This window comes from Methanoregula sp., from assembly GCF_003170075.1.
Lineage (GTDB): Archaea > Halobacteriota > Methanomicrobia > Methanomicrobiales > Methanospirillaceae > Methanoregula.
In genome coordinates this window covers 76,238-93,212 of record NZ_PMZU01000043.1, presented here as the reverse complement: position 1 = coordinate 93,212, position 16,975 = coordinate 76,238, and the positions used below count along the sequence as shown (strand labels likewise).

Sequence of the window (16,975 nt, the reverse complement as noted above, 5' to 3'; positions counted from 1 at the left end):
AGTTCAGCCCCTCTGTACCATGTATATGCCGTCCTGGAAGACCCTGGGGTCCCGGTAACGGATATGGGTTGCGTGCTCGATATTTGCTGCAGTATTTCCAACCAGTTCCCGGTCGATGCCGGTCAGCACGACCTCGTCGTTTGCCACCTTTGCGGTAACACCCTCTGCAATGTCGGCGTACCGGGCCTTCTTCTCGCCCAGGAAATTGGCAATCTCAAGCCGCTTTCCCTGCAGTTTGAGCTGGATAGGGAAATGGCTGTAAACGACTTTCATCCGGTATTCGAATCCCTCGGAAACGCCCCGGCACATGTTCTTTGCATGCGCCTGATACGTTCCGACCATAGAGGTAATTTCCTTACGGCTGGATTCTGTAGAGATGACAATTTCTTTGTCATCGCAAGTCACGGTCACCTGGGGGAACCGGACGCTGCGCACCAGCTGGCCCTTTGGTCCTGTCACTACAAGCTGCGTTCCCTCAAGCGTTACTTTGACGCCTTCGGGGATCCTGACTTTTCTTACACTTGCCATGATTCGCACCCTCTAGTAGACATACCCGAGCAGTTCGCCGCCGATGCTTTCCTTGCGCGCCTGCACATGCGACATGACGCCATGCGAGGTGGAAAGGATCATGAGCCCGAAGTTCTTGCCTGGCAGGTACTGCTTCTCCCAGAATTCCATCTCATCCAGCTGGACCGAGAAACGCGGGCAGATTGCACCGCATTTGTTGATCTTACCGGTGAGATGCACCTTGAGCTGGCCGCCACGGCCGTCCTCAATAAACTCGAAACCGGCGATGTAGCCGGCGTCCTGCATGATGCGCAGCATTGAGCCGAGGAGCTTGCTTGCGGGTTCGATGATGCACTCGGACTTTCCGGTGTCACCTGCGTTCTTTAACGCACTCATCGCGTCTGCAATGGTATTTAATCGTGTCATTGTGCAGTCACTCCTCAATTCATCTTCTTAAAGCCCATCTTCTGTGCCCATTCACGGAAGCACTGCCTGCAGAACATGATATGGTACCGGCGGACAAGCCCCTGCTTGCGCCCGCACATCTTGCATTCGTTTGCACCGCGACCGTAGATCTTCTTTCTTTCGCCACCCATCAGCGCACCTCCACCGAGTATGCTTCTTTGAGAAACGCAACTGCATCCTCTTTCTTCACGCGCTGCTTTTCGGGAAGCTTCTTCTTCTGCATTCTCCGGCGGGTGATCCTGATGCCGTTCCTCTCGAGCACGACGTTAACGTCCATCCCGAAAATCCCGATCTGCGGATCGTAGGACATCCCGGGGAAATCCGTGTGCTCTTCAATGCCGAACGAGAAGTTCCCGCTCTTGTCAAACTGGCTCTCAAAGATCGTCTTGTTGACGATGTTCAAGGCAGTCTTGATAAAGTCCTCCGCAGTTTTTCCGCGGAGCGTGACCTTGCAGCCAATCGGGGCGCCTTTCCTGATATTAAACGCAGGCTGCGTCATCTTTGCGATGCTGCGGATCGGGGTCTGCTTGGTGATCGTCTTCATGATATTCTCGGCCTTGACGAGTTTTTCACCACTCTCGCCAACGCCCATGTGGACAACAACCTTATCGATGTGGATCTCTCGCATTGCGGTCACTGTTCAAGCCCCCAATTTGCTTTTGAGACGGTCTCTTTTCCGATCATGTAGATGTAGGGCGCGATGGTATCGAATCGTTCCTTGGTCTTCTCGTCTTCAAGGATGACCTTGTTCGGGACACTGCCCGGGGTCTTGATGATCTCGACGATCCGTGCAACCTTGCCGGAGTGCCGGCCACCGATGATCGTCGCCATGTTGCCTGCGGCAAACGGATAGTGTTCAAGGATCTTGAACCGGTCCTCGGGTTTGAGGGAGATGACAACCGAATCGTTTGACTTGAAGGTGTTGTCGGCAATGACGTTTGCCCCATACCTGAGGTTTAACTGGACTTTGCCGTCGCGGATTGTGGTCTTGTTCTCGATCTTGCAGAGCCTTTTCTGGGCGGATTCTGCATCAATCTCGACGGTTTTGTGCCGGCCTTTGACATCACGGATGATCTGGTAGTACTTGCCGATCCGGGGAAGGGCAATGACATCAAAGATCCCGATGCCCATCTTGGGATCCCGGCAGGGTCTGCCGTTAATGACGACATCCTTCTGCTTGAGGATCTGCTTGACTTCCTTCATGGTGCGGGCAAGGCCCTGCTGATCCCGGAGCCAGACGGCTACCGGCATGGCATTTGCATTGTGCGGGCCGGGCGCCGTCTTTGCGACAAACTTCGTGGTTTTCTTGGTGATGTGCCACGAATCGGGCGCGTTGAGCCTTTTCAGATGATCTGACATTATTCCTTCTCCCCGAGTTTTTCGACGCGGCGCTTGTCATCGAGCTTGAGCTTGGTAATCTCCACCTTGGATGCGTCGATGGGGCGCGGGACTTCGGTACCGTCAACCTTGGTGGACGAGACACCGTGGACAATGATCTTCACGTTACGGGTGTCAATGCCGTCAACGAGTCCTTCCTCGCCGACATGGTCACCGCGGGTGACCTTGACGGTATCGCCTTTGATAACGCGGATCGTCTTCTTTGCATATTTCTCCTTGAGTGCTGCCGAGAGCGGTGCGTTGAGGAACTTTGACTTCATGTGTGCAGGTGCATCGTACCGCGCCTTTCTCTGCTTGCGCGGTTGTGAACTTTCAATTCTTACCATGACATGCCACCTCACACAATGATCGTCGCCATGGAGCCGAGCTTCGGGTACCGCTCTGCCACTTCACGGGCGACCGGTCCCTTGATCTCGGTCCCTTTGGGTTCGTTCTTCTCGTCCACCACGACAACAGCGTTGTCGTCAAAGGAGACGCGGATGCCATTGGGGCGGCGCATTTCCTTTTTCTGGCGGATGACAACCGCCCGCACGAGCTTTTTGCGCATGTCCGGGGTACCTTTCTGAACGCTCGCCGTGCAGAGATCCCCCAGGCCCAGTTTGGGCTGGCGGCGCCTTACACCATGGTAGCCGAAGACAGAGATGATCTGCACGGTCCTCGCACCGGTATTATCGGCGCATGCAAGCCTTGTTCCCGTCGCAAGAGCCCGTGGGATCTTGGACTGCTTTGCCTTCATGGCTGCTGCACCTCGACAACGACATACGTCGTGCTCTTCGACAACGGTCTGCACTCAGCGATCTTCACAAGATCCCCCACCTTTGCCTGGATGCAGGGCGGGTTGTGGGCGTGAAGTTTGGAGATGCGCTTTTCGTACCGGTTGAATTTCCGGACGTAGTGCAGGTAATCCCGGGCAACTACGACCGTTCCCATCATTTTGTCGCTCACGACCTTACCGGTGATCACCTGGCCGCGTACCGGTAAAGTGCCGTGAAACGGACAATTAACGTCCTTGCACTCCTGTTTGGGAGCCTGGACGTTCAATCCAATGTTTTGTGCCATTATGGTATCCTCTTTTTTTATGCTCGCTTGAGCCTCTTTTCTGGAGCCAGTATCAGTGCGGATCCATTAATCTCAACAAGGGTATTGTCAGGCAGAGAGAGCCGGAAGGTGCTCCCAAGTTTTGGGATCTTCTTAATTCCGGTGTGCGTCTGTATGACAACAAGATTCCTTGTCTCATCGATGATGTGTCCGCTTACCCCCGTTTGAAACGGATTTGCGGCTCCAGCTACCAGAACGTCAAGGCCGATCAGTTCGTGCCTTATCACGTTCTGGCAGGAGATCATACGCGGCTCCTGCGGGTCTTCTCGGTCATAAGGCGGGCAATGGTGCGCCGGAGTTCCCGGATATGCCCGGGGTTCTCAGTCGCACCACCGGCACTGACCTTTCCGTAGTGCTGGACAAGTTCCATCCGGAGTTTTCCCATCTGTTCCTGCAGTTCGACATCAGTGAGCTGCTGGACATCGTGCGCCCGTAAGATTGCCATTTACCGCACCTCTTCACCGAGATTCTCATCAGGAAGGGCCGGCTCCTCGGTGTTAATGTCGCCAATCGCGGTGACGGTTGCCTTTGGTACTGCCGGTTGTTTCTTCACCTGTTCGATGATCGCAAAGTGATCGGGCATCTTCGCATCCGCGGGCACAATCTTGACCTGCACACCAATAACGCCAAGCTTCTTGATGGCAATCGCATAGCCTTTCTCGACGATATTGATGCTTGGCTCACCGCAATGCTTGATGTAGCCCTCGGTGAACTTCTGGGTACGGGCCCGTGCACCGGTTAACTTACCGGCGATGATAACCTCGCAGCCCAGTGCACCGGATTCCATGACCCGGCGCATGATGCTCGAACCAGCCTTACGGAAGTACCAGCCGCGCTCAAGGGCGTTTGCCAGCCTCTCCGCCATGATCTGGGCGTTGAAACTGGGATTCTGGACCTGCTGGACCTCAATCTGCGGAGACTCAACCCCATAGTTCTGGGCAAGATCCTGGGTCAGCTGGTGGACGAGTTTCCCGCCTTTGCCGATCACAATCCCCGGCTTTTCAGCAAAGATGGTGACCTGGGTTCCAAGAGGCGTACGAGCGATGTCCATGCCGCCGAACCCTGCGCGTTTGAGTTCCTTTGTCAGGTACTTCTCGACACGGACCTTGCGGACACCTTCTGAAATAAATTTCCTTTCAACGGCCATTTATGCCACCTCACGAACCACAATCTCGATATTGACGGTCTCGCGAGCCTTGGGGGATGCACGTCCCATTGCCCGGGGGAAGAATGCCTTCTGGGCGCGCCCGCGGTTTGCCGATACGTGGATGATCTCCAGATTCTCGGTGTCAAGACCGATGTATTCCGCGTTCTTTTTTATTGATTCAAGGATCCTGATGTAGGCCTTGGAAGCCTTGACCGGGTACCTGCCTGCATCCCAGTTGCCCGGGAGGCCGCGCTTGTGCGCGACATTCCGGGTAAAGTGCCGGAAAGGTATAGCTTTCTTGAGCGCGACCACATCGGCAAGGTACTTGAGCGCATCGTTGACGCGCTGGTGCCGGATGAAACCGGCGATCTCGATCGAGTGCTTGGGAGAGACGGAAAGCTCGTTTGCTTTGCCTCTGGCGACATTGTCGCCTTCAATCTTCTTTGAATATGCAATGCGTGCCATTTCCATCACTTCAGCGGTACGTACTTACTGCCCCTCGTTGCACCGATACCGGCGGAACCGTGGGAAACCTTCTTTCTGGTGAGCGCAAATTCGCCGAGGTAATGGAAGACGGACTCGGGCTGGAACTCAACTTTCAGGAATTCCTTGCCGTTGTAGATCTCAATGCTCTTTCCAATCATCTCGGGCATGACAATCATTTCACGCAGGTGGGTCCTGACTTTCTCGTCCCCGCCCCGAACCTTTGCAAGCAATGTCTCTTCGCCGCGATTGAGTCCGCGGTTAAATTTGCGGCGTGCACGGGCTGGCATCAGGGGGATGAGTTCGCTCAGCCCCATCGCCTTGAGCTCGTCAATCTTGTACCCACGATAGGTGAACTCCTCACGCCGTCTGGGCATTCTCTTCTGTGTCTTTTTTGGTGCTGCCATACCGTTCACTTCCTGCTCTTACCTGTCTGGCGTGCTGCCACAGATCCAACAGTTCTGCCTGGAGAAGTACCCCGGGCAATGGTCTTCGGGCGACCCGTGTGCTGGTGGCCACCGCCACCGAATGGGTGATCGATGACGTTCATTGCGACACCACGGACACGCGGCCAGTTCGACGCTGTATTTGCCATCTTGTGGTACTTGTTACCGGCCTTGACAAACGGCTTTTCCACACGCCCGCCACCGGCAACAATGCCAATGGTGGCACGGCAGCGTGCGTTGAACCACTTGGTCTTGCCGCTGGGCATCCTGACGCCAACACGGTCTTCAATCTTATCGACAACAACTGCCTGGACCCCGCTTGAGCGGACAAACTTGCCGCCATCGTTGGGGCGCGACTCGATGTTGCAGATGTAGGACCCGGTCGGAATGCTCTGGAGCGGAAGTGTGTTCCCGTTCTTGACCTCGACATCGGTCCCCCATGATACAATCTCGCCGATACCGATACCCTCGGTCACCAGCATGTAGACCTTCGATTTGTCCTCGAGCTGCACAAGGGCGATCGGGGCGTTTCTCGCCGGATCATGCTCGATATCGATGATCGCACCGGTGATCTTCGTTGTGCCGTCACCTACGTGCTTTAACTCAGCCTTGTACCGGTGGGATGGGGCGCGATAGGTCGGGCCTCCCCTGCCCCGGTTCTGTGTTGTAATTCGATGTCCCATGTTCCCCACCTTACATAATGCCAAGCCGGCTCAGGATTTCCTCGGCGGCCTTTTCGTTCTCGAAACTCACAACGGCTTTCTTTTCACCGTGCATGGTCATGAGCGTGTAGACGCGCTTTACCTTCTGGTCAAACGCCTTCTCGATGTCGCGCTTGATGTCCTGCTTGGTGGCCCTGTTGTCGACAAGGAACTGGAGTTTGTTCTCGTTCTCCAGAAGCACCATGGCCTTTTCTGTGACAAACGGGTATTTCAAGGTCGACATAGTTACCTTCCCTCCAGGCGTATGACTGCACTTTCGGTCCAGACGGTCAGGCGTCCTGCCTGCATACCCGGAGCAAGATGCTCAACATTAAGCTGGTCAACGGTCACGACATCGACACCGGCGAGGTTGCGTGCGGCGCGGAACTCCGGGCCCGAGGTAACGATAAGCAGGCTCTTTCTCTGCTTGTACCGGCGGCCACGGAGCTTGCCCTTGCCTGCACGGACCGTGCGGCTGTCTTTTGCACGCTCGACATCCTTGTACACTCCAATGCTGGTCAGTGCGGAGATGACATCCTGCGTGCGTCCGAGGGTCTCAAACTTATCCTCGAAGATGAGCGGAACCGCACCGTCAAAGGTGTGTCCCCTGCTGCTGATGAGATCGGCACGGATGCTTGCTGCAACCGCAGACCGGAACGCTTTCTGCTTCTCTTTCTGGTTGATCTCTTTAATCAGCACCTTCGCGGTGACCGGCGGGTGTGCCTCACGGCCGCCTTTTGCCTGCGGGACCTTCGCTGCACGGGAACCGTTCTTGAGACGGGGTACATGCGATGCGCCACGGCCGCTTCCCCAGCCGACTGCTGATGAGCAGATACCGGCATAGGGGTATGAGCCATGCGGTTGACGTCGGACGCTCTGGAGCGCCATGACTGCCTTCTTGATCAGATCTGGGCGGTACTCTTCGGAAAACATGGCCGGGAGTTCTATGTCCTTTACCACTCCGCCTTCAATTGTCTTAACCTGCGCTTTCATCTCTGATCACCCCTGCTTGCTCTGGACGCTCACAAACTGGATCGCGGGCGACCGCACAACGTGTTCACCCTGTCGAATTGCCGGGCGGATACGGATAAGTCTCTTTGCCGGGCCCGGAATGGACCCCTTGACAACAACGTATGCACTCCGGAGCACACCGTAATTGAGGAAGCCTCCTGCGGGTGTGATCTCAGCTCCGTTATCTCCAATCTTCAGGATGCGCTTGTTGAACTCGGTGCGCTGCTGGAAACCCATCTGCCCGCTCTGCGGGACCTGCCACCGCACATGGTGGGGGTTCCATGGCCCGAGCGTACCAACGTGACGCTCTTTCCCACCGACAGAATGTTTCCTCTTTCGGAGAGCTATTCCCCAGCGCTTGGCCGGTCCCTGCGTACCTTTACCGATCGTGATTGCAGTGATGTCGGCATACGCACCGGCTTCAATCACATTGTTGAGCCGGATCTCTTTTCCGAGCAGCCCGAGGGCGAACTCGTACTGCTTTGCAACATCTCCACCGGCGATCTTGATCTCCATGATATCGGGTACCTTCTTTGGCACACCGGTTATGGTTGCCGGCTGCGTGTACGCAACCGCATAGATCTCTGCCACCAGGTTTGCGGCAATGGCGTCTGCAAATTTCTTCTTTGCCGCCGCACTGTCGTAGTTCTTGGGTACGGTCACCCTGCGGGAGAGCTGGCTGTCCAGTGGTTCTGCCCAGAACTCCGTGAATGCGTGTTTGCCGTAGGTATCCTGGGAGTATGCCCGGATGGCGGCAACTTTCATAGTCGGGACCTCAATGATCGTTACCGGAACCATGATCTCCTTGCCTTCTGTCGGGCTGTCCTTGTGGTCATCAACCATGAGAACATGCGTCATCCCCACTTTGTAGCCCGCAAAGCCAAGCAACGCGGGTGCGCCGGTGTGCTGTGGCCAGGACTTATATTTGGGTATGGGGCTCTGTGCACGTTTTCGTGGGCTGAATGCCAGTGAGCCTCGGCGTGGTCTGTTTATCTTTGGCATGTGTCAATCAATCCTTTACATTCGTGTTTTTGGTTTTTTACTTGACACGAACTCTTGAGATGAATCCGAGACTGAAGTGATATCACTTGCCTGTCTGGTAAGCCAACACGCGATCCGGAAACACCGTACAGGATACAAACACTACCCGCACTTTGCAGGTACTATCCGTCTTGCCCGTGTACCGGTTGCCCCGGAAACCGGATGACTGGGATGAACACATCCCATCATCCGAAGAATTTCCGGTGTTTTTTCTTTTTCTCGCGAAAGAAGACCCTGACATTGACGCATCCCCTGATTTTTAATCAGGAGAACAGGCTCGTTACAAAAACGTCCACCTGTACGTCACGGTCAGATCCAACTCTGTCAGCCCGTTGTGACGATTCACAACTCCTTCTCGGGATCCTCCGCATGGATGCGGAGGTCACCAATCGGGGAAATACCCACGGCAACATCATCCCCTGTGTCATTTCGGGTCTGATTCCGCCGGTGCTGCACACACCATATGTGTATGTACCGCAGGGATACCCCCATATCGGCTTCCTTAAATATAGATTAAAAAAGCATATATATTTATGCCAGCGTCCCGGGGATCACACGCCGCTCCCGCAGCAACAGGCTGTACCTGATGGAACAGATGTGATCTACCATCCTTCCGGTTATCCGAAATAGATCTCTCCTTCATCGGTGATATAGATCTGCACATCCTCGCAGATACACCGGGCCTTGTACGACTGTGGACGGGCTTCCCGGAGCCGGTTGATGAGCGAGATCGTATCGTACTTCACCTTGATCTTGGCCTTTTCAGCCTCGGCAAAGATCATACTCGGAACTTCGAACAGGTCTGTTCCTGATGGAATAGTGCAGAGATGTGTGGCATCCAAGGTATACAAAAATTCGAGCGTCTCTTTTGCCCGCCGTATATTTTCCATTGCAGATTTTTCAATCGTGCAGACATTCGCTTTTGAAGTTTTGATAATGTCTGCGATCTGCTGCTGGGTCATCCCCTGTTTCCGGTACCGGAGCACTTCCCTCTGCCTGTCAGTAAGCAGACCATCTTTCATACTATCCATTCCATCACATTGACTTAAACACTTTTCGTTAACATCGCACCATCTGTAAGAATCCACAGGAAAAATTCACTGATTTGTGCGGGCCGGATATTCACTCTTATAGATAATCTACCGCAGAGCAAGAACAGTGGGGGGTCATGGACACGCGAGGAGTGACTCCGGGGACCTCGTAGGTACCATGCATTCCCCTTTCTCCCGGCACGCACCGGGTTTCAGGAGAACGCTAAAACGCAGCACTCAAAAACAAAGAACTGCATATCCGGCGTAAAAAATGATTTCAAAATCTTTATAAGAATACCGGGTCATAATAACGTGTTATAAAACAAAATAGAGGTGAAATTTCAATGGTTGTTAAAGTAGGCGTAGCCAAGTTAGGCAATATTGCAAGTGGTGTGATGGCAGAACTGCTTCTCGACGAGAGAGCAGACCGTGAAGACATGCAGACATTCATGGCGACCAGCGGAACAAAACTCGAGCCGGCAGACGTCGACCGTGTAGTTTCCAATCTGAAGGCATATAAACCGGACTTCTGTATTGTAGTCTCCCCCAACGGGGTTCTTCCCGGCCCGACCGGAGCCCGCGAACAGCTCGCTGCAGCAGGTATCCCGACTATCATCATCACTGATGATGTAACCACGAAGAAGGAGTGGGAAGGCGTCAAGGCTGACACCAAGTTCGGCTATATCATCATGAAGGCAGACTCCATGATCGGCGCACGCCGCGAGTTCCTCGACCCCGTCGAGATGGCAGACTACAACAGCAACCTCGTCAAAGTCCTGGCACTCACCGGTGCATTCCGCAAACTCCAGATCGCTCTCGACAAGGTCATCGACCAGGTCAAGGCAGGAAAGAAGGGCACGGAAATCGAGCTCCCCAAGATCATCATGACCACCGATAAGGCGGTCGACGGCGAGTTCACCAACCCCTTCGCACTTGCAAAGGCACGCGCAGCCCATGAGATCGCCATGGCTGTTGCAGGCCAGAACGTCAAAGGCTGCTTCATGACCAAGGAATGGGAGAAATACATCCCGATCGTTGCAAGCGCTCATGAGATGATGAGATGCGCCGCAGATCTCTGCGACCAGGCCCGCGAGCTCGAGAAAGGAGGCGACTGCATCCTGCGCCAGCCCCACAAGAAGGATGGCACGCTCGTCCGCAAGACCAAACTCGTTGCAAAATTCGAGTAAATTTTTTTATCTTTTTTCTTTTCTGTAGAATAACCCCATATCTTCAGGGAGCGTCATGATCACAGGCTCAAAGTGGAGCCGTTCCATGAATGCCGAATCGCTCATCGATGCCGGATTTGGATTAATCCGGGAAACGAGCGAACAGAACGCACGGAAGCCGTTATCTTTTCCGGCCTTGTCGAAAAAAACCGACATATTGAACGCGTACGTTCCCAAGGCCCGGTAGAACGAGAGCACCTCGAGGATCCCCCGTGCCAGGAGATCGATATACGGGTCCATTTCGATGAGGGATGCGATCGGCAGGATACCCCTCACCTCGCGCTCTCCCACCGGCACCGCATGGGCAGACCAGAGGATCTCATCGCCAAAGAGGTACCGATCTGACGATCGTTCCTGTTCCTGTACGGCATCCCAGTATCGGTTTCCATGCTTTTTATGGTATTCTTCGCACGCCGAGAGGTACCGCTCTGTCATCCATGTCGGACGCTGATCGGCGATACCCTGCATGTGGGGGTGGACGATGCTTGCCCCGGCAGAGGGCAGGAAATTCCAGTTGATGCTGGGATACCCATCGAACCGGAGAAGCGATTCGGTCTGGGCCATGAGTGCATCCGCGATATGCTGCCGGGTGAAGGCTGGCACTGAATGATCGCGGGTTATCACTGTGACCGTGTGCCACTCCGCAAACGGGAACATGTTGGGAAACGTGACGCTCTCACCCTTAAGGATACGGTTCCCGTCAGCAAACGTGGGCGTGATTGAAAAAATATTCTCCCGGCAGAAAGGGCAGGTTCCCGAACCTTCTGGTACCCTGAAGGTTTGATCGATATGCCGTTTAAGTCGTTCCGGGCTGATCCGGCAGCGCAGGCCGGTCAGGTTCTCCTCACGGTACTGGAGGATTCCTCTCCCGGTTACAACGTCAGAGACGGTAAACATGTCCTTATCCTAATGGGAGTACTCTTCGGGACAAGATAGTCATTTGCAATCTTCCCTTAAAGCAGACAGGATATTTCTGTATACACCGGTTCCCCCACACGGGATGTCAACGTCAAAAGAAAAAAAGGATTTTTTACTATCTGCCACAGTCCCCAAAGGGAACTTTTTCGGCGGTATTTAAAAGCAGATGGTTTAGATCTGCTTATACGACATACTTGCCGAGGAGGCGGATAGAGGTGGTCATGTCGGGACCAAGTGGTGAACCAAAGATGATCTGGGTAACGCCGGCCTTTGTGAGGTCATCGCACTTCGCCTTGACCATTTCAGGAGTTCCTGCAATGGTGAATGCATCGATCTCTTTGTCTCCTACGAGTTCTCCGACGGTCTTGAAGTCGAACTTCCCGAGTGCTGCCTTGATCTTGGCGACATTGTTGAGGTCAAGACCGTGGCGCTCGAGCAGTGCGGGTGGTGACCCTGCGGCGATGAATGCGGCGACGATCTTTGCTGCATTCCGTGCCTTCTTCTCGCTGCGGTCAATTGACATTGCGGTATACGCACCGATATCGAAGTTCTTCTTGCCAACTGCATCGCTGGCCTTCTTGATGATCGGGATAGCGATGTGGAAGTCTTTCGGGTTGGATGCGTTGATCAATGCACCGTCTCCAACCTTTCCGGCAAGCTCAAGAACCTTGGGTCCCTGTGCACCGATGTAGATGGGAACGCCCTTCTTCTTGTCGGGGAGCGTAACACCGGTCAGCTTCGCACCATCGTAATCAAAGAACTTCATGCCGGACTTGTTAACCTGTTCACCGGCACAGAGCTTCCGGATCTGGACGATAGCCTCTTCGAGGCGGGCGACTGGCTTATCTCCCTGGATAGCGATCTTCGGGAGTGTTGAGAGGTCACCGGGTCCGATACCGAGCGTTGCACGGCCGTCGGAAATCTCGTTCAATGTGCAGAAGAACGATGCCATTGCGGCCGGGGTGTCAGTAAACGAGTTCATGATGCCCGGACCCATCTTAATGGTGGTGGTTGCCTGTGCTACGGCGGCAAGGACTGCATAGCAGTGGCGGTTGTTGTAGTGGTTAGTGATCCACGCAAAGTCTATATCTTTGTTTTCAGCAAGTTTACAGAAGTTGACAACCTGCTTTACATTGACATTTCCTGGTACAAATTCAATTCCATATGTCAAGGCTTGTTCACCTCATGGAGTATTACCGTCCGCGCATTTAAATAAATTATCATTTAACGCTGGGCCCGGTGGATAAGCGGCATGGATTCGCGCCCGATATGGTAGTATTTGAGAACCGTGATCCGAAAAAGATATGCCAATTCGGGAACAACGCAGGAAGAAATCGTCATTTAAACCCTAATTTTTGGTTTACCTGCCTCCCGGCCGGGGAGACCCGGTTCGTTTCAATCGGGTGGATCTCCAGAACTGACCGGTATACATTTTTTAGATGAGTATATCCTATAAGATATTGAACATCAGAGGAAAATATTTACTCTGATATATGCGGGGTACCCTTTTGGGTTACCTGACGGGAGAGATCACCATGCGGGTACTTGCGATTGGCTTGGGAGGCGCCGGCTGCCGGATTGCTACTGCCCTCTATGCCAATGACCGGAGAAGCAGTAAAGTGACCTGCGTCCAGGCGATTGCTGTCGATGTTGACAGTGATACCCTGGCGCAGCTCCGGGCACTGCCAGAGCAGGCGAAGATCGGGTTTATGGCAGTTGAGTCCGATCTCTCCCGGACGGGAAACGAAACCCCGCAGCATGCAAAGATCGACATCGGGGAGATTATCGCCCGCATCCAGAATATGGAGAGAGGTGAAACTGATGCGTTCCTGATCTGTTGCGGGCTCGGCGGCAGTATGACGGACATGGTGCCGCACCTCATCGCCGCTCTCCGGGCATCCGTTACCGAGCCTATCTTCGGGCTGGTCACACTGCCCACCCTGTCCGAAGGGGAAAAACGGTCGGCAAAAGCGGCAGACGATATCGAAAACATTGACCCGCTGCTCGACGGGATCATCCTGTTTGACAACGAAACATGGTCAAAAAAGATCGCTGCCCGGCGCGACGCCCTGCTTGCAGAGGAATCCGGAGGGCATGGACTCTTTGGATTTGGCCAGAACAAGCCAAAACTGTCCGCCCTGGACATCACCTATAAACTCCTGAACCAGAGCATAATCCGGAGAATCAGCATAATCCTGCGCGCCGGGGAGTTTCGGGCCGACGGGGGCATCGATCTTGCCGAAGTCGTGATGGACTCAAGCGAAATCCTCAATACTATCAGGGGAATGGGGTTTATATCGATCGGATATGCCGTGAAGCACCTCCCACAGGGGCCGCAGGCGTTTCTCTCAAGGCTGCGCCCGGCCAATGCCACCATGGAACAGAGAGAAAGTGCAGAACGGATCATCGAACTTGCCAAGCAGGCTATTTACCAGGAGGTGTCCATACCCTGCGACATGACCAGCGCCGCGAAGGCGTTGATCCTTATTGCGGGTCCGTCCCATGAGATCTCGATGAAAGGTGTCATGACGGTCCGGAAATGGATTGACCGCAGCATTGCAGGCATGGAGATGAGATCCGGGGATTACCCGGTCACCAACTCGAAATACGTGGCAATCATCATCGTGCTGAGTGGTCTTGAAAACATTCCCCGGATTACCGAACTTAAGGAGATCCGGGAGCAGTACAGGTCAGGTGTCTCCGGGGGAGTGTCCGCTTCTCTCAACCTCCCGTCGGGGGCAGGCTCGCGAAAAGCCGGTGCAGTGTCGGAGATCGCGGCGTCATGGGATGGCCCGGAACTCAGAGATGAGATGATCAGTCTGCCGGGTGAGAGACCAAAAAAGAGGAGTCACGACAATTACCCTGCAGAGAAAACTGTAGTGTATTCGGATGCCTCGTTAAAACCGGTTCAGGCGCCGCCATCGGGTGCTCCGGCGGGTTCACAACATCATGCAGTACGGCGGCTTCCTCCCGTTCTTGAAGAGAAAGAACCTGCAACGGGAACTCGTATATCATCCCCTGAGCAACCGAGGTCGCCTCCGGAACCTGCTGCGGCGCAGAGAATACCGCAGACACGACCGGCAGGCCCGGTGTTTACTGAGACACCGGTACAACGACACACGATCCCTGCGGGAAGAGATGAGGGAGTGGCACACCGACCCCCGGTAAGAGAGACGCCCGCAGTATCACCTCAAAAAAGAGAGTCACAACCCCCGGTGAAGAGATCGCTCGAATCGGGATACGAAGGGATTCTCCCCTTAAAACATACGCTGGTAAAAAGCAGGGATCCGGCTCATCAACGAATTGAGCGCGAGCTGCAGAGACAGCAGGTGACGATAAAATCCGAGAGCCCAAAGACCTGGGAAACGGTAAGAAAACCTGAACAGATGCAGATTCCCGCACAATCGGAAACAAAAACCGTCATCCGGAGAGTTTCATCAAAGGCACCGGTGCGCGGGTCGGTGCCTCCTGCGGAGCCGATGGCACCCTCCCCTGCACAGGGTGAGAGAACGATCATCAGGATACGGAAAAAGGTGACGAGAACAGAGGATGAGGGAGTATATGAAGAACCCGACGATCGATCCGGTCCTGCTCACCAGGAGGAACTCGGACTCGCCGCAGGAACGGAGGGATTCATTCCGGCACCTCTTCCGGAAAAGACGAAATTCGGCCTCAAAGATCGTCTCCAGCCGGCACGCGACGATATTTTTTTGGGAAAGTCCGTTTCCCAAAAAGAACCATTACGTGTAAAAGACGCAGCACTGCTCCATACGGATATCAAAACAAAAAAAGGCAGGCCCGGGCAGGAGGAGGATGAACCCGCCGCAGAACCCGGAAGCATCCCCGCACCTGCAAAGAAGAAGACAGGAAAATCGTCAGCACAGGATGATAAAATTTCCTGGGTCAATGACTGATATCCGCTACTTTTGAGAAGGGAATGTTCCCGGCGCCGATCTCCGTACGGATCACGATGCCCTGTTCAACGCAGTTGCCGATATAGTTGAGGCCGCTGTAAGCGACAATTGAGAGCCGGTAGGGATTGTCAGGCAGGTTGAATACCTGGTTGCCCATCGTGACCGGAAAGGCGAACCCGCAATCGTTCATCAGCCGGATGGTTTCCTCGATCTCGCTTCTGGCCGAGTTGGGAACTTCGCGGACGTTTGCGAGGGCAATCCCGGTTTTTGTACGGACAAATGCATTGATCGAGGTCAGACCAGAGGAGATAAAGAGTTCAAGCGGATCGATGGTCGTTCCCCGGTACCCGATCAGGTCGTGGAAGCGTCGGGGTACGTTATCCTCGATCTCAAGCCTCCCCCCAAATGCCATCTTCACCGGGATACCCTTTCTCTGGAAAACACCGTCCATGGTGATACTGCACAGGGTGATCACCCCGACACAATCCTGAGGCACCCGGGGATCGTGATCGAGAATCCGGTAGGAATTAAAGAACCCGCACCTGGCTTTTATGACTTCGTCAAATGCCGCCAGCGCCCGGTCCAGGGTTTCCCTTGGAACGATGGAGAGGTTGTACGCCACATCCCCCGTACCCGTTGCCGGGTCAAAGGTACTCCGGTACGCGAGCCGTTCGAGTTTGGAGATAATAAAGCCGATCCGGTCATCGACAAGGGCATGATCCGTCTCAAGAAAACCAGCAGGCGTCAGGATCCGGCCCCGGTTGCCGATCTTCTCGGTAAATCCCATCGAATCCAGGTAACTGAGGTAATACTGCACGGCCCGGTCGCTTAAGACAAAACCCCTTTCTGCCATCAGTTCCGAGAGCCGCTTTGCCCCCACCGGTTCACGGTGCTCCTTTAAGATACGCAGAAGCTCGATATACTTGCGTTCGGTCCGTATCATACTCCTTTTGCCCCCACAGCCCCGGTACTGTCCTGGTACCGCCCGGCATACCGGTCGTTCCCGTTCCTGACCTCATGCAGGATCATCTGGACGATACGTTCAGACCGGCGGATCCCGATATCATCAGGTCCCATGTTCGTCAGGCAGAGGGTCAATTGACCCCGGAATCCCGGGTCGACAAAACCTGCGCCCATAAGTACCCCCCGCCGGCCAAACGATGAACGACAGCGGAGTGTCCCGGCAACATCCGGCGGCAGCTCAACCCATTCCATGCTCGGCACGAGCGTGCATGAGTCCCGGACCAGACGTATATCATCTGCGGCACGAAGATCATAGGAGGCAGGCTGCTGGCATTCCGCGGCATAGGGTGTGATGACCAGTTTTTCCTGTGTACACTCAGTTTGAAGCCGGCGGGTAATCTCCTGCGCAGACAGAATCATCCATTAGTTTATCGGTAGAGAATACTTAATATCTTTTGATAAAGATACGTTGGGGAAGGATCCATGGGGTAGAGGACATCCTCTTGGGCTTCGAACCCAAGGACGCGGGTTCGATTCCCGCTGGGTCCGCTTAATGCAGAGAAAGATCTGATATCCGGTATATTGTCGTTTTTGTGATCTCTAAAAAACGGGATCAGAACTTTAAA

24 protein-coding genes and 1 tRNA gene are annotated in these 16,975 nt (G+C 54.3%); 3 read left to right on the top strand and 22 right to left on the bottom strand.

Translation table 11 applies throughout. From position 1 onward, the window contains the following. Positions 1 to 3: 3 nt before the first annotated feature. The 18 genes from QZN75_RS05620 to QZN75_RS05535 form a co-directional block, all read right to left on the bottom strand. The gene (locus tag QZN75_RS05620; RefSeq protein ID WP_292425861.1) at positions 4 to 528 is read right to left on the bottom strand and encodes a 50S ribosomal protein L6; all 525 of its coding nucleotides are present in this window, start codon (positions 526 to 528) and stop codon (positions 4 to 6) included. A 12-nt stretch (positions 529 to 540) separates the two neighbouring features. Further along, on the bottom strand, positions 541 to 933 hold the full coding sequence (locus QZN75_RS05615; protein WP_292425859.1) for a 30S ribosomal protein S8: 393 nt from the start codon (positions 931 to 933) through the stop codon (positions 541 to 543). A 14-nt stretch (positions 934 to 947) separates the two neighbouring features. After that, entirely contained in the window at positions 948 to 1,103 is a 156-nt protein-coding gene (locus QZN75_RS05610) for a 30S ribosomal protein S14 (RefSeq protein WP_012106085.1), read from the bottom strand. After that, a complete protein-coding gene (locus QZN75_RS05605) occupies positions 1,103 to 1,600 on the bottom strand; it encodes a 50S ribosomal protein L5 (RefSeq protein ID WP_292425941.1) in 498 nt (165 codons plus the stop codon). Before QZN75_RS05605 ends, QZN75_RS05610 begins: the two co-directional genes overlap by 1 nt. Before the next feature lie 5 nt (positions 1,601 to 1,605). Then, positions 1,606 to 2,331 carry a 30S ribosomal protein S4e gene (locus tag QZN75_RS05600; RefSeq protein WP_292425856.1) on the bottom strand — a complete coding sequence of 242 codons (726 nt, stop codon included), beginning with the start codon at positions 2,329 to 2,331 and terminating at the stop codon, positions 1,606 to 1,608. Continuing rightward, positions 2,331 to 2,696: a 50S ribosomal protein L24 gene (gene rplX / locus QZN75_RS05595; RefSeq protein ID WP_292425853.1), complete on the bottom strand. Its 366-nt coding sequence runs from the start codon at positions 2,694 to 2,696 to the stop codon at positions 2,331 to 2,333. Before rplX ends, QZN75_RS05600 begins: the two co-directional genes overlap by 1 nt. A gap of 11 nt (positions 2,697 to 2,707) precedes the next feature. Beyond that, positions 2,708 to 3,106, bottom strand: coding sequence for a 50S ribosomal protein L14 (locus tag QZN75_RS05590; protein ID WP_292425851.1), 399 nt, complete (start codon positions 3,104 to 3,106; stop codon positions 2,708 to 2,710). After that, positions 3,103 to 3,429 (bottom strand): 30S ribosomal protein S17, encoded by a 327-nt coding sequence (locus QZN75_RS05585; protein ID WP_292425848.1) that lies wholly within the window; start codon positions 3,427 to 3,429, stop codon positions 3,103 to 3,105. Before QZN75_RS05585 ends, QZN75_RS05590 begins: the two co-directional genes overlap by 4 nt. A gap of 17 nt (positions 3,430 to 3,446) precedes the next feature. After that, on the bottom strand, positions 3,447 to 3,713 hold the full coding sequence (locus QZN75_RS05580; RefSeq protein WP_292425845.1) for a ribonuclease P protein subunit: 267 nt from the start codon (positions 3,711 to 3,713) through the stop codon (positions 3,447 to 3,449). Then, positions 3,710 to 3,913 (bottom strand): 50S ribosomal protein L29, encoded by a 204-nt coding sequence (gene rpmC / locus QZN75_RS05575; protein ID WP_292425842.1) that lies wholly within the window; start codon positions 3,911 to 3,913, stop codon positions 3,710 to 3,712. The genes QZN75_RS05580 and rpmC overlap by 4 nt, the downstream gene beginning before the upstream one ends. Next, positions 3,914 to 4,615, bottom strand: coding sequence for a 30S ribosomal protein S3 (locus tag QZN75_RS05570; protein ID WP_292425839.1), 702 nt, complete (start codon positions 4,613 to 4,615; stop codon positions 3,914 to 3,916). After that, complete coding sequence (locus tag QZN75_RS05565) at positions 4,616 to 5,080, bottom strand: 50S ribosomal protein L22 (protein ID WP_292425836.1); 465 nt, start codon at positions 5,078 to 5,080, stop codon at positions 4,616 to 4,618. 5 nt (positions 5,081 to 5,085) lie between these two features. Next, positions 5,086 to 5,505 carry a 30S ribosomal protein S19 gene (locus QZN75_RS05560; RefSeq protein ID WP_292425833.1) on the bottom strand — a complete coding sequence of 140 codons (420 nt, stop codon included), beginning with the start codon at positions 5,503 to 5,505 and terminating at the stop codon, positions 5,086 to 5,088. Positions 5,506 to 5,510: 5 nt separating this feature from the next. Beyond that, a complete protein-coding gene (locus QZN75_RS05555; RefSeq protein WP_292425831.1) occupies positions 5,511 to 6,227 on the bottom strand; it encodes a 50S ribosomal protein L2 in 717 nt (238 codons plus the stop codon). Positions 6,228 to 6,237: 10 nt separating this feature from the next. Further along, positions 6,238 to 6,489 carry a 50S ribosomal protein L23 gene (locus QZN75_RS05550; RefSeq protein WP_292425828.1) on the bottom strand — a complete coding sequence of 84 codons (252 nt, stop codon included), beginning with the start codon at positions 6,487 to 6,489 and terminating at the stop codon, positions 6,238 to 6,240. Positions 6,490 to 6,491: 2 nt separating this feature from the next. Beyond that, complete coding sequence (gene rpl4p / locus QZN75_RS05545; RefSeq protein ID WP_292425825.1) at positions 6,492 to 7,238, bottom strand: 50S ribosomal protein L4; 747 nt, start codon at positions 7,236 to 7,238, stop codon at positions 6,492 to 6,494. Between the two features lie 6 nt (positions 7,239 to 7,244). Next, complete coding sequence (locus tag QZN75_RS05540; RefSeq protein WP_292425822.1) at positions 7,245 to 8,258, bottom strand: 50S ribosomal protein L3; 1,014 nt, start codon at positions 8,256 to 8,258, stop codon at positions 7,245 to 7,247. A gap of 656 nt (positions 8,259 to 8,914) precedes the next feature. After that, positions 8,915 to 9,319, bottom strand: a complete 405-nt coding sequence (locus QZN75_RS05535) for a Tfx family DNA-binding protein (RefSeq protein ID WP_292425819.1) — start codon at positions 9,317 to 9,319, stop codon at positions 8,915 to 8,917. Between the two features lie 353 nt (positions 9,320 to 9,672). Between QZN75_RS05535 and QZN75_RS05530 the strand changes: the two genes are divergently transcribed. After that, positions 9,673 to 10,515: a F420-dependent methylenetetrahydromethanopterin dehydrogenase gene (locus tag QZN75_RS05530; protein ID WP_292425818.1), complete on the top strand. Its 843-nt coding sequence runs from the start codon at positions 9,673 to 9,675 to the stop codon at positions 10,513 to 10,515. Positions 10,516 to 10,521: 6 nt separating this feature from the next. Here the strand turns inward: QZN75_RS05530 and QZN75_RS05525 are convergent, their stop codons facing one another. Beyond that, a complete protein-coding gene (locus QZN75_RS05525; RefSeq protein ID WP_292425816.1) occupies positions 10,522 to 11,451 on the bottom strand; it encodes a galactose-1-phosphate uridylyltransferase in 930 nt (309 codons plus the stop codon). A 202-nt stretch (positions 11,452 to 11,653) separates the two neighbouring features. Further along, the gene (locus tag QZN75_RS05520) at positions 11,654 to 12,643 is read right to left on the bottom strand and encodes a 5,10-methylenetetrahydromethanopterin reductase (RefSeq protein ID WP_292425813.1); all 990 of its coding nucleotides are present in this window, start codon (positions 12,641 to 12,643) and stop codon (positions 11,654 to 11,656) included. 337 nt (positions 12,644 to 12,980) lie between these two features. Between QZN75_RS05520 and QZN75_RS05515 the strand changes: the two genes are divergently transcribed. Then, positions 12,981 to 15,386, top strand: coding sequence for a hypothetical protein (locus tag QZN75_RS05515; protein ID WP_292425810.1), 2,406 nt, complete (start codon positions 12,981 to 12,983; stop codon positions 15,384 to 15,386). Here QZN75_RS05515 and QZN75_RS05510 read toward each other — a convergent pair. After that, on the bottom strand, positions 15,376 to 16,329 hold the full coding sequence (locus tag QZN75_RS05510; RefSeq protein ID WP_292425807.1) for a DUF128 domain-containing protein: 954 nt from the start codon (positions 16,327 to 16,329) through the stop codon (positions 15,376 to 15,378). The genes QZN75_RS05515 and QZN75_RS05510 overlap by 11 nt on opposite strands. Continuing rightward, entirely contained in the window at positions 16,326 to 16,769 is a 444-nt protein-coding gene (locus QZN75_RS05505; protein ID WP_292425805.1) for a dCTP deaminase, read from the bottom strand. Before QZN75_RS05505 ends, QZN75_RS05510 begins: the two co-directional genes overlap by 4 nt. 57 nt (positions 16,770 to 16,826) lie before the next feature. Here QZN75_RS05505 and QZN75_RS05500 point away from each other — a divergent pair. Continuing rightward, positions 16,827 to 16,898, top strand: a tRNA-Arg gene (locus tag QZN75_RS05500). The last annotated feature ends 77 nt before the right edge of the window (positions 16,899 to 16,975 follow it).

Bases quoted from the DNA above. Each gene is read 5' to 3' on its own strand.
- QZN75_RS05620 (WP_292425861.1), bottom strand. From the start codon at position 528: ATGGCAAGTGTAAGAAAAGTCAGGATCCCCGAAGGCGTCAAAGTAACG.
- QZN75_RS05615 (WP_292425859.1), bottom strand. From the start codon at position 933: ATGACACGATTAAATACCATTGCAGACGCGATGAGTGCGTTAAAGAAC.
- QZN75_RS05610 (WP_012106085.1), bottom strand. From the start codon at position 1,103: ATGGGTGGCGAAAGAAAGAAGATCTACGGTCGCGGTGCAAACGAATGC.
- QZN75_RS05605 (WP_292425941.1), bottom strand. From the start codon at position 1,600: ATGCGAGAGATCCACATCGATAAGGTTGTTGTCCACATGGGCGTTGGC.
- QZN75_RS05600 (WP_292425856.1), bottom strand. From the start codon at position 2,331: ATGTCAGATCATCTGAAAAGGCTCAACGCGCCCGATTCGTGGCACATC.
- rplX (WP_292425853.1), bottom strand. From the start codon at position 2,696: ATGGTAAGAATTGAAAGTTCACAACCGCGCAAGCAGAGAAAGGCGCGG.
- QZN75_RS05590 (WP_292425851.1), bottom strand. From the start codon at position 3,106: ATGAAGGCAAAGCAGTCCAAGATCCCACGGGCTCTTGCGACGGGAACA.
- QZN75_RS05585 (WP_292425848.1), bottom strand. From the start codon at position 3,429: ATGGCACAAAACATTGGATTGAACGTCCAGGCTCCCAAACAGGAGTGC.
- QZN75_RS05580 (WP_292425845.1), bottom strand. From the start codon at position 3,713: ATGATCTCCTGCCAGAACGTGATAAGGCACGAACTGATCGGCCTTGAC.
- rpmC (WP_292425842.1), bottom strand. From the start codon at position 3,913: ATGGCAATCTTACGGGCGCACGATGTCCAGCAGCTCACTGATGTCGAA.
- QZN75_RS05570 (WP_292425839.1), bottom strand. From the start codon at position 4,615: ATGGCCGTTGAAAGGAAATTTATTTCAGAAGGTGTCCGCAAGGTCCGT.
- QZN75_RS05565 (WP_292425836.1), bottom strand. From the start codon at position 5,080: ATGGCACGCATTGCATATTCAAAGAAGATTGAAGGCGACAATGTCGCC.
- QZN75_RS05560 (WP_292425833.1), bottom strand. From the start codon at position 5,505: ATGGCAGCACCAAAAAAGACACAGAAGAGAATGCCCAGACGGCGTGAG.
- QZN75_RS05555 (WP_292425831.1), bottom strand. From the start codon at position 6,227: ATGGGACATCGAATTACAACACAGAACCGGGGCAGGGGAGGCCCGACC.
- QZN75_RS05550 (WP_292425828.1), bottom strand. From the start codon at position 6,489: ATGTCGACCTTGAAATACCCGTTTGTCACAGAAAAGGCCATGGTGCTT.
- rpl4p (WP_292425825.1), bottom strand. From the start codon at position 7,238: ATGAAAGCGCAGGTTAAGACAATTGAAGGCGGAGTGGTAAAGGACATA.
- QZN75_RS05540 (WP_292425822.1), bottom strand. From the start codon at position 8,258: ATGCCAAAGATAAACAGACCACGCCGAGGCTCACTGGCATTCAGCCCA.
- QZN75_RS05535 (WP_292425819.1), bottom strand. From the start codon at position 9,319: ATGAAAGATGGTCTGCTTACTGACAGGCAGAGGGAAGTGCTCCGGTAC.
- QZN75_RS05530 (WP_292425818.1), top strand. From the start codon at position 9,673: ATGGTTGTTAAAGTAGGCGTAGCCAAGTTAGGCAATATTGCAAGTGGT.
- QZN75_RS05525 (WP_292425816.1), bottom strand. From the start codon at position 11,451: ATGTTTACCGTCTCTGACGTTGTAACCGGGAGAGGAATCCTCCAGTAC.
- QZN75_RS05510 (WP_292425807.1), bottom strand. From the start codon at position 16,329: ATGATACGGACCGAACGCAAGTATATCGAGCTTCTGCGTATCTTAAAG.
- QZN75_RS05505 (WP_292425805.1), bottom strand. From the start codon at position 16,769: ATGATTCTGTCTGCGCAGGAGATTACCCGCCGGCTTCAAACTGAGTGT.